Origin of the sequence: Glaciihabitans sp. GrIS 2.15, from assembly GCF_035984695.1 — a bacterium.
GTDB lineage: Bacteria > Actinomycetota > Actinomycetes > Actinomycetales > Microbacteriaceae > Lacisediminihabitans.
Genome location: NZ_JAXCHU010000022.1, coordinates 1 through 14366, shown reverse-complemented (window position 1 = coordinate 14366; position 14366 = coordinate 1). Strand labels below are relative to the sequence as shown.

14 protein-coding genes and 1 pseudogene are annotated in these 14366 nt (G+C 59.0%); 11 read left to right on the top strand and 4 right to left on the bottom strand.

All coding sequences use genetic code 11. The annotated features are described in order from the left end of the window. Nucleotides 1–432 (top strand): hypothetical protein (locus tag RCH11_RS17725; RefSeq protein WP_327058349.1); only part of this gene is annotated, 432 nt, incomplete at its 5' end. Between the two features lie 169 nt (nt 433–601). On the opposite strand, the gene RCH11_RS17720 is transcribed toward RCH11_RS17725, so the two are convergent. Then, on the bottom strand, nt 602–892 hold the full coding sequence (locus RCH11_RS17720) for a hypothetical protein (RefSeq protein ID WP_327058348.1): 291 nt from the start codon (nt 890–892) through the stop codon (nt 602–604). A gap of 188 nt (nt 893–1080) precedes the next feature. Between RCH11_RS17720 and RCH11_RS17715 the strand changes: the two genes are divergently transcribed. After that, nucleotides 1081–2232, top strand: a complete 1152-nt coding sequence (locus RCH11_RS17715; protein WP_327058347.1) for a hypothetical protein — start codon at nt 1081–1083, stop codon at nt 2230–2232. Nucleotides 2233–2574: 342 nt separating this feature from the next. Here RCH11_RS17715 and RCH11_RS17710 read toward each other — a convergent pair whose 3' ends face one another. Then, complete coding sequence (locus tag RCH11_RS17710) at nt 2575–2949, bottom strand: ATP-binding protein (protein ID WP_327058346.1); 375 nt, start codon at nt 2947–2949, stop codon at nt 2575–2577. Between the two features lie 811 nt (nt 2950–3760). Here RCH11_RS17710 and RCH11_RS17705 point away from each other — a divergent pair. Further along, nucleotides 3761–4522 carry a KAP family P-loop NTPase fold protein gene (locus tag RCH11_RS17705; protein WP_327058345.1) on the top strand — a complete coding sequence of 254 codons (762 nt, stop codon included), beginning with the start codon at nt 3761–3763 and terminating at the stop codon, nt 4520–4522. Beyond that, the gene (locus tag RCH11_RS17700; protein WP_327058344.1) at nt 4523–5845 is read left to right on the top strand and encodes a hypothetical protein; all 1323 of its coding nucleotides are present in this window, start codon (nt 4523–4525) and stop codon (nt 5843–5845) included. Here RCH11_RS17700 and RCH11_RS17695 read toward each other — a convergent pair. Both RCH11_RS17695 and RCH11_RS18260 read right to left on the bottom strand, forming a co-directional pair. After that, a complete protein-coding gene (locus RCH11_RS17695) occupies nt 5842–5967 on the bottom strand; it encodes a hypothetical protein (RefSeq protein ID WP_327058343.1) in 126 nt (41 codons plus the stop codon). The two genes, RCH11_RS17700 and RCH11_RS17695, sit on opposite strands and share 4 nt — an antisense overlap. A 60-nt stretch (nt 5968–6027) precedes the next feature. Next, nucleotides 6028–6237, bottom strand: a pseudogene (locus RCH11_RS18260) (hypothetical protein); the annotation flags it as partial. Between the two features lie 877 nt (nt 6238–7114). Between RCH11_RS18260 and RCH11_RS17690 the strand changes: the two are divergent. The 7 genes from RCH11_RS17690 to RCH11_RS17660 all read left to right on the top strand — a co-directional run bounded on the left by RCH11_RS17690 (nt 7115) and on the right by RCH11_RS17660 (nt 14289). Continuing rightward, nucleotides 7115–8326, top strand: a complete 1212-nt coding sequence (locus tag RCH11_RS17690; protein ID WP_327058342.1) for an MFS transporter — start codon at nt 7115–7117, stop codon at nt 8324–8326. A 1214-nt stretch (nt 8327–9540) separates the two neighbouring features. Further along, nucleotides 9541–10812 (top strand): IS21 family transposase, encoded by a 1272-nt coding sequence (gene istA, locus RCH11_RS17685; protein WP_327058341.1) that lies wholly within the window; start codon nt 9541–9543, stop codon nt 10810–10812. Next, nucleotides 10812–11651 carry an IS21-like element helper ATPase IstB gene (istB, locus tag RCH11_RS17680; RefSeq protein ID WP_327058340.1) on the top strand — a complete coding sequence of 280 codons (840 nt, stop codon included), beginning with the start codon at nt 10812–10814 and terminating at the stop codon, nt 11649–11651. Before istA ends, istB begins: the two co-directional genes overlap by 1 nt. A 141-nt stretch (nt 11652–11792) precedes the next feature. Continuing rightward, nucleotides 11793–12395, top strand: a complete 603-nt coding sequence (locus RCH11_RS17675; RefSeq protein WP_327058339.1) for a hypothetical protein — start codon at nt 11793–11795, stop codon at nt 12393–12395. Continuing rightward, nucleotides 12374–13027 (top strand): RNA polymerase sigma factor, encoded by a 654-nt coding sequence (locus RCH11_RS17670; protein ID WP_327058338.1) that lies wholly within the window; start codon nt 12374–12376, stop codon nt 13025–13027. The genes RCH11_RS17675 and RCH11_RS17670 overlap by 22 nt, the downstream gene beginning before the upstream one ends. A 387-nt stretch (nt 13028–13414) precedes the next feature. Then, nucleotides 13415–14077 carry a hypothetical protein gene (locus tag RCH11_RS17665; protein ID WP_327058337.1) on the top strand — a complete coding sequence of 221 codons (663 nt, stop codon included), beginning with the start codon at nt 13415–13417 and terminating at the stop codon, nt 14075–14077. Between the two features lie 23 nt (nt 14078–14100). Further along, nucleotides 14101–14289, top strand: coding sequence for a hypothetical protein (locus RCH11_RS17660; protein WP_327058336.1), 189 nt, complete (start codon nt 14101–14103; stop codon nt 14287–14289). The last annotated feature ends 77 nt before the right edge of the window (nt 14290–14366 follow it).

The window sequence follows — 14366 nt, the reverse complement described above, 5'->3', positions numbered from 1 at the left end:
GTTTCGGGGCTGAGTGTTCTTGGTCTCAGCCTGTTTGTGCTGACGGGGTGCGCGGTCCCCGGTGGATACGACGTCAACAGTTTGCACCTGCAGCCGGAATCCGGCTTGGTTTACCCCGGCAGCACTGGCGTTGATCCCTACGATTACAACGGAAGGCCCGGGAACTACGTCAGTAAGGGCGCCGTTGCCGTTACCGGAAAATCAGCCACCACCATTCACACCCGGCTAGAGGTACTTGCCTACTTTTCCCAGACCCTTGCCGCGGACGGGTGGACGAAAATTGGGGAAAATGATCGAGGAACGACAGCGGAAGGGATTCCGTCGAAGGATATCGCCTGGGTGAAAAATAGCCTGCATCTGTCGTACCTAGTAGTGGTTTGGACTGTAGGCGAGACCACCCATTACGACACCCAGCTCAGCGCAAACGAATAGGTTGGTCGTCTCGAATTCTGCGCCGCGTTCGTTCTGACAAAGACAGGATTCAGGCCGAGGAAGTGCCCGGTCGAGGTTCCGCTTACGGCCATCCCGTCGGCCGTTTCGCATAAGCCGTGATGCGGGTGATGGAACCGCCAGGGGCGTGGTCGCTCACGCCCTTAGATCTTCAGAAGAAGTCGAGGGCGAAGTGCACTGCTGTCGGGATGAGGAGTCCGCGCGTTACGAGTCGTAGCAGGCTGAGTAAGGCATCGCGCACCTCCACGATTGCCGCCGCTATCCCGGGCGCGCGATCGTCCAGCAAGTCCATAGCGCGGTCCAGGCCTTCGCCGCCCACCTCCAGTACGCGATACAGTTCGGTGGCAATCTCGGTACCCGCAGCCCGCGCCAACAGCACCACTGTGCTGGCGCTGACCACCGCTAATCCCGAGTCGGCCCCACCTTCGACGTAGGAGAACATTCCTCGACCTTACAGAACGTGTTCGCCCGGATCGATACCCCGATCGAGGGGCATGAGCAACAAGCAGGGCTGTGTATGAAACGTGTTCGGACAATGTGTGCGAGCGGAGCATAAACCGAAGCTATGCTCCACACCAGGGATGTGCTCTCGACACCGGAGGGCAAAAAAGAATCGGCGGGGCACAATAAATGACCGGAATCGGACGGCCGACGACAGTGCAGGTCTCCGCGTTCACCGAGCCGATCACCCCGGCGGCCCTGCGCGATTACCTTGCCGGCCTTCGGCGCTCGGGGGCCTGGCCAGTCGTCAAAACGAGTATGCGTACCATCGGCTGGATCGCCATCGGGGTGTCGCTTGCGGTGGTGATCGCGGCCGTGGTGGTGATGACGGCTGTAGTTTCCGACATTAGCGGTGACCCTGGTGGGGTGGGTGGCTCGGTGACCGTCGGGCTCGTGCTCATCGCGGTCGTTGGCTTGGTGATCGGTGCCGGTGTGTCATCGCACCGTGCACGCGGGCGACGCTGGTTTCGCCTTGCCCGCTTCGCGCAGGCGAGCGGCTTGGAATATCTGCCTCAGGTGCACGATCCGGGGTACTCCGGCATGATCTTCGGGCGAGGCGGGGACCGGATGTCGATGGATGTCGTGCGCGACCCGGCGCGTTCGCTGGAGGTCGCGAATTACCGCTACTCGACCGGATCCAGCCAGCACCGTCGCACACACCGGTGGGGCTACATTACGATCGGCCTCAAAAACAGCCTCCCGAATATCGTGCTCGATGCGACGAGCAACAACTTGTTTCTCGGATCGGACCTACCCTCGACCCTCGCCAAGAATCAGCGCCTGCGGCTGGAAGGCGACTTCGACCAGCATTTCGCGCTGTACTGCCCCGTCGGCTACGAGGCGGACGCGCTGTACCTGTTCACGCCGGACATCATGGCTCGCTTCATCGACAACGCCGCGGCCCTCGACGTGGAGATCGTCGACAACCGGTTACTGCTCTACGGCCGACGCGATCTGTCGACGCTCGACGAGGCGACCTGGCAGTGGATCTTCTCCATCGTCTCTGCCCTTGAGGTGAAGTTCGCCCAGTGGGAGCGCTGGCGGGACGACCGTCTCGCCGGAACGAGCAGCGCCACGGAGGCGTCCAGCCCGGCGGCGGCTGGCGCGGCGACCAGCGCTGCAGTATCCGCACCGTATCTGCTGCGTCCGCCGCCGGGCGTTGCCCCTCAGGGTCGGCGACTGCGTCGAAGCGTATCCGCGCTTGCGGTCGTTTTCGGAATCTTTGCATTGCTGGTCTGGGTAGCCGTCCATCTGTTCCAGTTCGGCCTGTTCACCCGCTGAACCCCTCCGCTCGCCAACATACGCACCGCGGCGTTGCGATGCTCGCAGCTCTTCTACTCGCCCCGCTGGGAGCGCAGTCAAGTAACTTTTTGCTCTCGCGAAAGGCCAACGCCGGATTCGGATTCTGGATCGGCCACGAGGTCGCCACTAACTGTCCTCGATACGCGGGTGCGTCGCCTTGTCGATCTAATGTCACTCAACACCGTGTCGAGTGCGGACCACGGCCCTTCATCCATCACCGTTGGCGGGTTGCCCTTGACGGTAGCGCCAGTCTGAACAGTTGGAATCAATGTTCTGCCGAGGTAGTGATGGCCCGGATACTCGACCCGGGCCGCTGTGGTGTCACTCCCAGTAGGTCTCGTGGGCGCGGGCTTGTTCGTTGCGCTGTCGGCGCATGTCGATCTGGCCAAGGTTGTTGATCCTGGCATGGTTCGCAAGGCGGTTCACGATCGAGTCCGCCGCGACCCGGTCGGGCAGTTCCGCGACCCAGTGCGCCGGCCCGGTTCGCGAGGCGGTCATCGTCGGCAGCCGGTGTTCGCGGTTCGGGAGGATCGCGAACAGGTCGCGAGCGGCGTCGCCGTCGATGCCGACGGTGAGGAAGTCATCAATACCGGCTAACGCGTCGATCCCCTGGTCATCCCAATCAAGATCCGGCTCGACGACCGGATCGCCCTCTGTCACGATCTTCAACCGCCGCTTAGCGTCGTGCTCTTCCATGCGGCGAGCGTACTGCCGCGAGGCGGATCGGGGAACGGGCCGTTGGTCGAGCCGGGGGAGTGGTCAGCGGATTGACGGTCGAGCCAACGGAAGGGATCGGGTCGACTGCTCGCAGCAGAGCCTGCCAGAAAGTGCTCGATAAGTGCTCGATAATTCGCGCCCTCTGCGATCTACACCAAATCCTACAGAGCCCGCAGCCATCTGGAAATCCATGTAAAAACTGGGCACTTTAGGATCGTGTAGGGATAGGTAGGGTCTACTGATCCGGTGGAGCCTGAATCTTTTGATCTTGGTTCGAATAACGCGTGCGGAGCGCTAAGAGGGGGTGGCGATCATCCCGAGCGGACTCCGCGCCCTCAGGATAGATGAGACATGGGAATGGCCCAATCGCGCCTTCGCACAATCGGTGAAACCTTGCATCGAAGATCGGGCCGCTAGGACGACCACAACCCACGAATATCCCACGAAAATAGGGCCAAATGCCGCTAGAACGTCACTCAATGGTGACAGTTGCGTCCTTTTCAAATCCGGATATTTCCCGGAATTCCGGGCAAATATGGCCGATTCGGCGGCTGTAGCCCGTTGATCGCCCCAACGAAACGGTTGGGGGTTCGAGTCCCTCCAGGGGCACTAAATGAGAATTAATCAGGTAACAGGGGCCGATTGCCTAAATCGACCTCTGTTTTTCGTTGAACCCTAAATGATCCTCGAACCCGACTACCGTTATCGTCCCTACCACGCACTTTCATTGGCACTCGCCATTGCTGACTGCTAGCGAAAGTGAGATAATTGAAGAAAGATCAGTATTTATATGAGTGAAAAGGATCAATCACAAGGCGCCAGGCCATCTATGGATTCACCAATCCTCTCTTCGGATGACGATGATTTGCGACGAGCGCCGTCTGCTAGGAGCCTAGTTCGCAGTATTCGAAAGCTTGATGCGTCCAAGGGCCTGGTGGTCGGCATTCAAGGCCCGTGGGGTTTCGGCAAGAGCTCTTTCATAAATCTCATGCGTGAGGGCTTCGCGGAGAAGCCCGAGATAGTCGTTGTTGACTTCAATCCATGGATGTTCTCTGGTTCAGACCAACTCGTCAGCCTCTTCTTCTCGCAGATTGGTGCCGAGCTCAAGCTGAAAGGCGGCAACCGGTTTGATGCCATTGCTGCGGGGCTCGACAAGTATGCAGATGCGCTTTCGCCGCTTGCCAACTTCATACCGATTCCTGGCGCGGGTATCCTGGCTGGTTTGCTCAGGAGGATACTGGGCGGCGCTGTCGCCAAGAAGAGGGCAGCCCAGTCTGATATTCACGGAATCCGCAACAGCATCGTCGACACGTTGAAGAAGTTGGATCAGCCGATTGTTGTTGTCATTGACGACATCGACCGGCTGACGACCCCCGAGATTCGCGAGATCTTCAAGCTAGTTCGACTGACAGGCAACTTCCCGAATGTGATCTACACGCTCGCCTTCGATCGAGACCGAGTAGAGAAGGCGCTCGATGAAGAAAATGTGCCTGGTCGTGCCTATCTAGAGAAGATCATTCAGTTGAGCTTCGACGTGCCTGAGATTGCATAAATGCACTTACGATCGCAGGTATTCGAGGAACTCGATCGAGTTATCAAGGACACCCCCGAGGAGTACTTCGACCAAGAGCGCTGGCCTGACGTCTACTACGAGGTGATCGATCCTCTGATCGGGAACATGCGAGACGTCTCGCGTTTTGCGGTGTCCGCCTTGCCAGCTGTTGATTTCTTAGGTAATCAAGTCGAAATCACCGACATTCTCGCCATGGAAGCGATTCGGGTGTTTCGCCCCGACGTGTTCACTCGCTTGTCAGGGATTCAATCGATCCTGACAGCGGTCAATGAGTATGACGATCCTCGTCGCGAGGGCAACAAGGCCATCGTCGACCAGCTCATGAAAGACCTTGGTGACGAGGCGCCACTTTTCCGCAACCTAGTTCGACGAGTGTTCCCCGCCGCACAGCGATACACGAACAACACGTCCTATGGGTACGACTCTCAGCAGGAGTGGCGTCGAAAGCATCTCCTAGCTCATATCGACTTCTTGTCGCTCTATTTCACACGGACACCGCCCCCCGAACTCGACGCGTTTCGAGCAGCCGAAGAGGCATTTCCTCTTCTCGGTGACGGGAAGAAGCTTGATCGCTACTTCCGCGGTCTAGACCGAGGGATTCTTGAAGACGTTCTTGGTGCGCTCGAGGCATATCAACGTCTCTACACATCAGACATGGTTGTAGCAGGCTCGGTCGTCTTGCTGAACCTCATTCCCGACATTCCAAAGCGCGCATCTCGTGGGATGTTCGATATCAACCGTCCGGAGATTGCTGTCTCGCGAGTAGTCCTTCGTCTCCTGAATTCAATTGCGGACGAGGACGGTCGCGAGTCGGCAGTAACCCAGATTTTGCCGAACGTCACGACCTACTCGTCGCAGCTTGATCTCATTGAGCTGGTGGGTCGTAAAAAGGATGTCGGTTCTGACGTCGTCAGCGAGAAGTTTGCGAAGAGCATCGAGAAGGATTTCTTCGGGCGTGTTCAACAGAATCCTCCTGCCAAACCAGACAAGGAGTGGAATGCAATTCGCGTCTATCTAATGCTCGCGAAAGAAGTCGGAAACGCTCCTCTAAGGGAGGAATCGAACAAGCGGCTTATCCGCGCAGTTTTCACGTCGGCAATGTCGCACACTCGATCTCAGTCGTTCGACAGTCGCGTCGCAAAAACGACGGCCGTTCTCGGCTGGGAAGTCTTGTTGACGATTTTCGGTGATGAAGAGGCAATCCGTTCAGCAGTGGACAAGATTCGGGTGAAGGGCCAGCCTGACGAGGTCGTCGATCTCGTCGACAAGTATCTCAACGGTTGGCGTCCCGAACACGACTAGCTCTTCGGGCGAACTGCTCTCAAAATCGTGTGATGGCTGAACTCAAGCTTCTTGCCGATCTGTGTGCTCGTCATACCATCGGCCCACATGTCACGAGCCTTCTGCTTCTGCAGTTCGCTCATGGGTTTTGATGCTCGAACTCTCACGCCAAGCAATCCAAGATGGGACCTGACTGTGGTTCTCGAGATCCCAAACTCACGCGCAACTTGGCGCATGTTCTTCGTCTCGTTGTAGCGAGTGCCCAGTTGCTCAATGTCCGTGGGTGAGAGTCGGTGTTGTTGCCGATGCTCAATAGCCTGAACCCGCGGCTTGCCTGCCAGGATAGCTCCGAGAACGCCATTTTGAGTGAGGCTGAATAGCAGTTTTACAGGGGCCGTCAGGTTCGCAACCACCTCGCTTCGGTGCACCGAAGCGAGGTGCTAGCGAACCTAACAGAGGCGATGCGGGCGCTCTGCGATCTACTTCAGCGTGGTGAACTCTCCGACGCCTTGGCTCGCTCTCCACGTCCGATTCGACCCGTCACCGGCGCGAACCGACGGCGCTCAGCGATTCGATACGGCGAACGATTGGCCGAGATCGGCGCCACGCCATCGATCGGAACCGTCGGTGACTATGACAATGCTCTCGCTGAGTGATTATTGGCCCTTGTGGGGTCCATGGGTGGCGCGGGTGAGCGCGTCCTTCGCGAGGGGTGCTTGAGGAAACAGGGAGCGGAGCGTCGAGAGGACGCCGCTCAGACAAGACCCACGAGTTCGTAGGGAAAAGGACTCAAAAGTCTCGATAACCTTGAGACAAGTCTCGAATTGCTTGAGATCTCACAAAAACAGCCAACCGGCAAACGGATCAGCACAGAAAAATCCGAAGTGCAAGACCTGCTTGAGAAGCTGCTCAGTTGCCATGGAATTTTGGCCAGTGAGTGCTCACGCCTCAGACAGCGCCGCCATAGCCGCCGTACCTGAGCGGTATCGGAGAACACCCTGGAATTTCTCGGCGCTTAGCCTGGAATCCGCTTGCCAGCTGTCTCAAGGAACTCCCTGATTACAGGGGCCATGAGCATTTAATGAAAGGCCTAGTACCCTTGCGCCTCGCAATCAGAATTTACGCCCTGGCCGGGCACCTCACGGCGCGGATAAAAAGCATCCTTGAGCGCCCGCTTCGCGCCGCGGTCCGCGAGAAGCGAAACATACGCCTTCCGGGCGTATCTCACCTGTCGATCGAACAGATCGTAGCGTGCCTGTACGCACTCGCACGATCTGGGAGGGGCGAACGATGAGCTCTTTAAAGGCCGCGCCCAAAGTCCTCATGTCGGCCCAATATTTTGCATATTTGGGAACGGGCGTGACAATAACCGCGATTCCACTTTTTGTACTCCAAACGACAGGCAGCGCCGCTAATGCCGGGATCGCAGGATTTGCCGGCTCATTGCCGCTGATTATCGTCGGAATCGTGGGCGGGACCCTCATAGACCGATTTGGCGCAAAAAGGGTGAGTGTTCTCTCGGACATCCTGGCAGCTGTGACGGTTTGCTTGGTTCCTTTCTTGCAGTCATTTCATGCACTCCCTCTCTCGGTCCTTTTTGTTTTGATTGCACTCCGTTCCTGCTTCGACAGTCCCGGGGAAACAGCCCGAATGGTTTTGCTGGGTAATATCGCGAGCTCTGACGGTGAAACGGTTAGTGCACGATACAACTCCCTATTTTTTGCCGCGCCGCGACTGGGGCTACTTGCGGGACCGGCCATCACTGGTGTGATCGCGTTGATCTTTTCGCCTGCGGCAGCCTTGTATTTTGACGGACTATCTTTTGCGCTCTCTGCAATCCTCATCAGCCTGCTTCGCGTTTCGGCAACACGCACCCCGAAGTCGGCAGGTATTCGAGAAACCGTTCAGTCCGCTTTGGGAGGCTTATCTGTAATCCGATCTAGCGCGGTAATCTTCGCCATTGCCTCGATAGTTGTGGCAACGAACTTTCTTGACGAACCGTTATCAAGCGTGTTGTTGCCGGCGTATGCGAACCAGGTCCTGGGCGACACGACTTTGGCTGCCGTGTTACTCGTTTGCTTTGGTGGAGGTGCTCTCGCTGGCACGTTCATTTACGACCCCCTCACGAGACTACGACGAGTGACGAGCTATCGAATATTCGCCCTCGCGTTCGGTGCAATAGCGCTGCTCAGGGCGGCGCTAGCGTTTGGCCCGAATTTCTTCTGGTGCGCTGTCATCGTCACGGGGATCGGCCTTGCGAGTGGGCCGCTCAACCCCATCATCGCGGTAACGGTTCAGCGTTTTATTCCCAGCCAGCAGCAAGGCCGCGTATGGGGAGCATTTGGGTCCTTTGCTTTCGCCGCAGCACCACTGGGTCAGCTCGTCGCAGGAGCATCGGCACAATCCGCAGGAATTCTGACAACGCTCGCATGGCAGGCGGCCATTTACGTCGTGATTAACATACTGATTCTTCGATCCAAATCACTGCGGCTCGTCACTTGAAATAATCTCCCACCTCGCTCCCGCCCATCCGTGCGGGAGCACTGTCGCGAACCGGGCTGGGAAGCGGGCCGTTGATCGGGCCGATCAGGGGTCACTGGCTCGCCGATCGAGCCGCCCAGCAGGCCAAACTACGCCAGCATCAGCGCGGCACCCCGGTTTATCTTGCCAACCCCGTTTTATCCCGATTATTCAACGTGATCCGAGGTGATCTGGCGATACGGTCGTGCTCTGTAGCGAGAGAACGTTTGCTGCGCACGGGGAGGCTGTTGGTTTCTCCCTGCTAACTCGTTCTCCTTGACGATGAGAATCTTGCCGTGGTCGCAAGTCCCCTCGGATCTGCTGTGCGGGGACGGGCAGGTGTCGGGAGCGGCCCGAACGGCAGGCTCGTCCTGCCTGAGGGCTGGGACGGTTCGTACATCGAGGACAAGTGGTTCGGAGCGCGCGTTGTCCACGTACACCGTGAATCGTCCCGGATTTTCTGCCACGTTCTTCTTGGTGGAAAGATAGAATTCAGGCCGAGAAAGTGCCCGGTGATAGTTCCGCTTACGGGATGGTTAGCGCGCAGAAAGGGACAGCGCACTATCGATCGGAAGCTTGGTTCTGGAGTTCTGGAATTGAACTAGGCTCGTGATTATGCGCGACAGACAGTTGGGCAAGGCGAGTCGGGGACGCCGTCGAGCGCTAGTCCTCGGCATAGTTTCCGGCACGGTGTTGATCGCACTCGGAATTTCGTTCCTAGTACGCGGCAGTCAATTTGGCTGGATGATTGTGGCCTTGGGAGCCGTGAACGTCATCCTCACATTCGTAATCTGGCACCGGGCACGCCCACCGGGATTGACTTGAATCCCGATTGAATTGAACTTCGGAGCTTACAACGGGTCCCGCAGGAGGTTGCTTACGGGCAACCCTCGTTTGGCGAAAAGCGGCCTCGCGACTGCTCTGGTACCGGCGCATATTGCCGCCCGGTGGTCGTTCGGCTTACGGGTGGTCTAATCGGTCGAAAAGTGCTCCTGGGAGCGCTTCCGCGAGGGAACGGAATCGCGTCCGCTGCCCGTCCGGCTTGCGGGTGGCTGGCCGTGTACAACTGGGATGTCTCGCTCCAGGTGCTGGTCTATCCGTAATTAAACCTCACGAGGGTGCAACTGTCGACGACGCGTGAATACTGACCCTGTGGCGTCGGTTGAATTGTGACCCCTCCGTAAGACCCTTGGAGGGTGATAACAGTGGAGAACTGGGCCGAGATTCGTCGTTTGCATCGGTCGGAGAATATTCCGATCAAGGAGATTTCTCGTTTGTTGGGGGTGGCGAGGAACACGGTGCGGGCGGCGTTGGCGTCGGATCGGCCGCCGAAGTATGAGCGTGGATCTCGAGGGTCGTTGGTTGACGCGGTCGAGATCGATGTGCGGAAACTGTTAGTCCAGTTCCCGCGGATGCCAGCGACGGTGATCGCGGAGCGGATCGGCTGGGAGTACTTGATCACGACGTTGAAGGACCGGATTAGGCAGATCCGTCCCGAGTATGCCGGGGTCGATCCGGCCGACCGGATCACTTATCTGCCGGGCGAGATCATGCAATACGATTTGTGGTTCCCGGAGCCTCGGATCCCGGTCGGGCATGCGCAGTTGTTGATGTTGCCGGTGTTGGTGATGACCCTTGGTTTCTCACGGTTTCAGAGTGCACGGATGATTCCCTCTCGTCAGGCCGGGGATTTGTTGGCCGGAATGTGGTCGGTGCTCTCGAGGCTCGGCGCAGTGCCGAAGACGCTGATCTGGGATCGGGAGTCCGCGATCGGTGGGACCGGTCGGGTGAGCGTGCCTGCGGCTGGGTTCGCGGGAACGTTGGGGACTCGTATCCAGCTGGCACCAGCCCGGGATCCGGAGTTCAAAGGCCTCGTCGAACGCAACAACGGGTTCTTGGAAACATCGTTCCTTCCCGGCCGGTCGTTCACCTCGCCAACGGATTTCAATACCCAACTCGATGGCTGGTTGCTGCGAGCAAATAGCCGACTGATTCGCTCGACCGGGCAACGACCAGTCGACGCGTTAGCGGGTGACCGGGCGGCGATGGGTGCTCTGCCGCCGGTGGAACCGGTGATGGGGTTGCGCACTCGAGTGCGTCTGGCCCGTGACTATTACGTCCGTATCGACTCGGTTGATTACTCCGTCGATCCGCGGGCGATCGGCCGGTTCATCGACGTTCACGCCACCGAGTCGCAGGTGATCATGACGTGCAACGGCGACCCGGTCGGCTCTCACGTGCGGTGTTGGGCGAAACGGGTCACGATCACCGATCCGGCCCACGTTGCGGTTGCGAAAACTCTGCGGGCAGGCTTCGCTGCCGACAAACTTGCCCGCGAACGAGCCTCCCGCCACCATGCTGACGGGCATCGGGTCACGCTGCGTGCACTAACCGATTACGACACCCTGTTCGGCTCCGACTTCACCACCACTAGCTCGAGCACGACCACTCAGAAAGCGACGTCCTGATGAACGACACCACCGCAAGCACCGACACCCTCAGCGCCGTCAACACAGCACCAACAATCTCCGGTCAGCGGGAGCTGGTGTCGACGATGGCCTACCTGGCACGAGTGTTGAAAACCCCAACGATCGGGCGCTGCTGGGAAGAGCTCGCGAGCCAGGCCCGCGACCAGGGCTGGTCACATGAGGACTACCTCGCCACCGTGCTGCAACGCCAGGTCGCCGACCGGGAAGCCAACGGCACCGCCCTGCGGATCGCCGGCGCCCACTTCCCGCAAATCAAAACACTGGAGGACTTCAACACCGACCATCAGCCGTCCCTGCGCCGAGACATTCTTGCCCACCTTGCGACGACAACGTGGGTGGTTAAAGCCGACAACGTGGTCCTCCTCGGACCTCCCGGAGTGGGCAAAACACACCTCGCGATCGGGCTCGGCATCAAAGCGATCCAAGCCGGTCACTCAGTCCTGTTCGATACGGCGACGAACTGGATCAGCCGCCTCACTGCCGCTCACGCAGCCGGGCGCCTCGAGAAAGAACTCACACGGCTGCGCCGTTACAAGCTGCTGATCATCGACGAGGTCGGCTACATTCCCTTCGACCACGACGCGGCGAACCTGTTCTTCCAACTCGTCGCCGCCCGATACGAACAAGGCGCCATCTTGGTCACCTCGAACATGCCGTTCGGGCGGTGGGGCGAGATCTTCTCCGACGACATCGTCGCCGCCGCAATGATCGACCGGCTCGTCCACCACGCCGAGGTCCTCACCCTCACCGGCGACTCTTACCGCACCCGCTCACGCCGCGAGCTCCTCGCCGCAACACCAGTGGCACCCCACAAATAACTCATCACACCGCACGAAAACCAACCCGAAGGGTCAATATTCAAACGACGATACGGGGTCAAAATTCACCCGACGTTGACAGCAACACTTTGACTCGTGCTGGTCATTACCTAAGTGAAGAGGGTTATTAGGAGGAAGACCATGGACGACAAGGAACTGGACGAGCTGCTCGGCCGGGCAACGACGCCGTTGGCCAGCAGCGTATCCACCGAGGTGAGCAACCTGGTGGACGCCACGAGGGAACACTCGCGACCGCGTAAGGCTGCGCGAAGGACCTGGTCACGAAGCCTGGTGTGGGGAGGAGTTGCGGCTGGGGCGATACTTCTGACTGCCGGCGCCAGCGTTGTGGCGGCTCAAATGGGTATCCCTCCGTTCCAAAGCATCGAAGACGGCACCCAGCGCACGACCACTGCGATCCCGGTTGATTACGTCGAGTCGGACGGTCACGAAGTGCGATGCCTGGCGTTCATGGAATTCCGCAACCTCGACGCGGCGGCGGATTCCGAGATCGAACGTTTCATCAAGGTGAGTGACTGGACCGGTTTCGGCCAGGGTCTCTTCGACTCGGCCCGAGCGAAAGCGACGCAATCCAACACAGCGACCACCCGGTTGGGCGTTCTCGTGTCTGCAGCGCTGTTTGAGAAGGCCGCCAAGGTGCTGCCTGGCCTTCAACGCGGGCCTGCGGACACAACCGATGTCATCTTCAATGGTTCGTCCATGTCATGCAGTCCCCAAGGCGAATGAGCGCCGGAGCTAACCGAGTCTCTGTCGCACGACGGGTCGCTCGTCCCGAATTGGCGGCGGTTGCTGAACACGGACTTCGACTACGGGTAGAGACGCTGGTGCGGGCGGAGGCGGGGAACCTCCTTGCGTACTTCTCACGTCGAGTGTCCCCGCAAGCAGACGCAGCCGATCTCCTTGGAGACACTTTGCTTGTGTTGTGGCGCCGTGCACGGTCGATACCTGACAACGACGATGAAGGGCGGATGTGGATGTTCGGGATCGCCCGAAACGTGCTCGTCACCCACCGCCGAGGACTGTCGCGCCGACTCGCCCTCGCCGATCGTCTCCGCGATGAAATGTCGATCCTTCCCAACTCGGGCGCCCTGGACGGGAGACTTCGAGCTACCCCCGACGATGATCGTCTCGAAGCCGTCGTTTCCGCGATTGCTGAACTGTCGGTGTCGGATCGCGAAATCATCATGCTGGTTCACTGTGACGGATTCACCCTCGTTGATGCGGGCCGCCTCCTTCGCCTTCGAGCGACCACCGCCCGGAGCCGCTACCACAGAGCACGGAACCGGCTAAGGGCAATCGTCGAAACCGCATTGGCCGCCGATCAAAAAAACTTCGGACACGACCAGAGTTCTTCATGATGCTCCGCACTGTTCAGAACCCAGCGAGCAACAACCCCCAGCCCACGAAAATTGACCCGTCAGCCGTTGAACTCCCGCTGACGATTTCCTTCACCGTCGGGGACTGGACTCAATCCCGATCGTAGGAAGGTTGGACGGGGTATGGGAGAGCGTGGCGTTCCCATTGAAGGTTCCCATGTGACACAGCGTCGGCACGCTCGGTTCTCAGGCGAATCGACCTTCGATCCGCCGCGTTGAAGGTCCCGCTTACGGGCAGCAGTGCCGCTGTTCCATTCCGAAGAAAAGCGGAAATCCAACTTGAAGAGCAACATCTTCCGCCGGTTCCGTCGAGACCAATTGTTTTCAGTCTGTATCGCTCTGTTTCTGTCAATAAGGCAGCAGAGCGGGATGATGCTGATTTTGACGCGGGCTTCGTACGTGGCCTTCGCGGCGTTCGGGCTGTTCTGGGGAACATGGGGTGTGCTACTTCCCGCTTTTCGCAGCCAGGCTTTTCTCACCGATGCGGAGTTCAGGACCGTTTTGCTCTTCATTGGTGTCGGTGCACTGCCGGCAATGCTCCTTTCCGGCCGCGCGGTCAATCGGTGGGGCGTATGGGTCGCCGGCATCATGCTGATTTCCCTCGCTGTCGCGGCCACAATCGTTGGAGCGACCGCGCACAACTTCGTCTCAGCATCCATCTCGATGCTCCTATTGGGTGTTGCCTCCGGTGCGTCAGATGTCGCCATCAACTCTCTTGCGGGCCGTGCTGAGCAGCAAACGGGTAGCCGCATCATCACCCGCTCCCACGGGGTGTTTTCTCTGTTCGTGGTCATCGGCAGCCTGGTTGCTGGCGCAGCCCGCTCAGTCGACCTGAGCCCGCTCACCATTTTTCTCAGCACCGCGGTTGTGATCCTGATTTTGGGGAAAGGGGTTGCCCGGCTCGCAAAGACGTCCGATTTCGCGAGCGGCGGTGATGTGAGGGGAGGCGAGCGTCCCGCCCTGGGATCTTTTGCACCATTCGCAGAAGTCGCCGCTGGAGGAAGGCACACCGAGACGGGTTTCGCAGTATAGGCGTTCCGACTGGTGTCTGGCGCATGGCATACCTCGTTGAAAAGATCGCAGAGTCGTTCCAGGATTTCGGCGTCACGCACAACTACGGCGCCTCGGTCACCGTCGGTGGAGTCGAGGTCGTTCCGGTCTCGCTCGTCTGGCTCGGCTACGGAGGCGGAAACGACCAGGACGAGAGCGGTGGATTCAGGCTAAGCCCAATACCGTTCAGTTAAGTGTTTGAAGGCGGATTTGGGGGCTGTGTTCGGGTTGTGGCCAGTGGGAGTGGTGGTCGCGTTTGGCAAGCCATTTG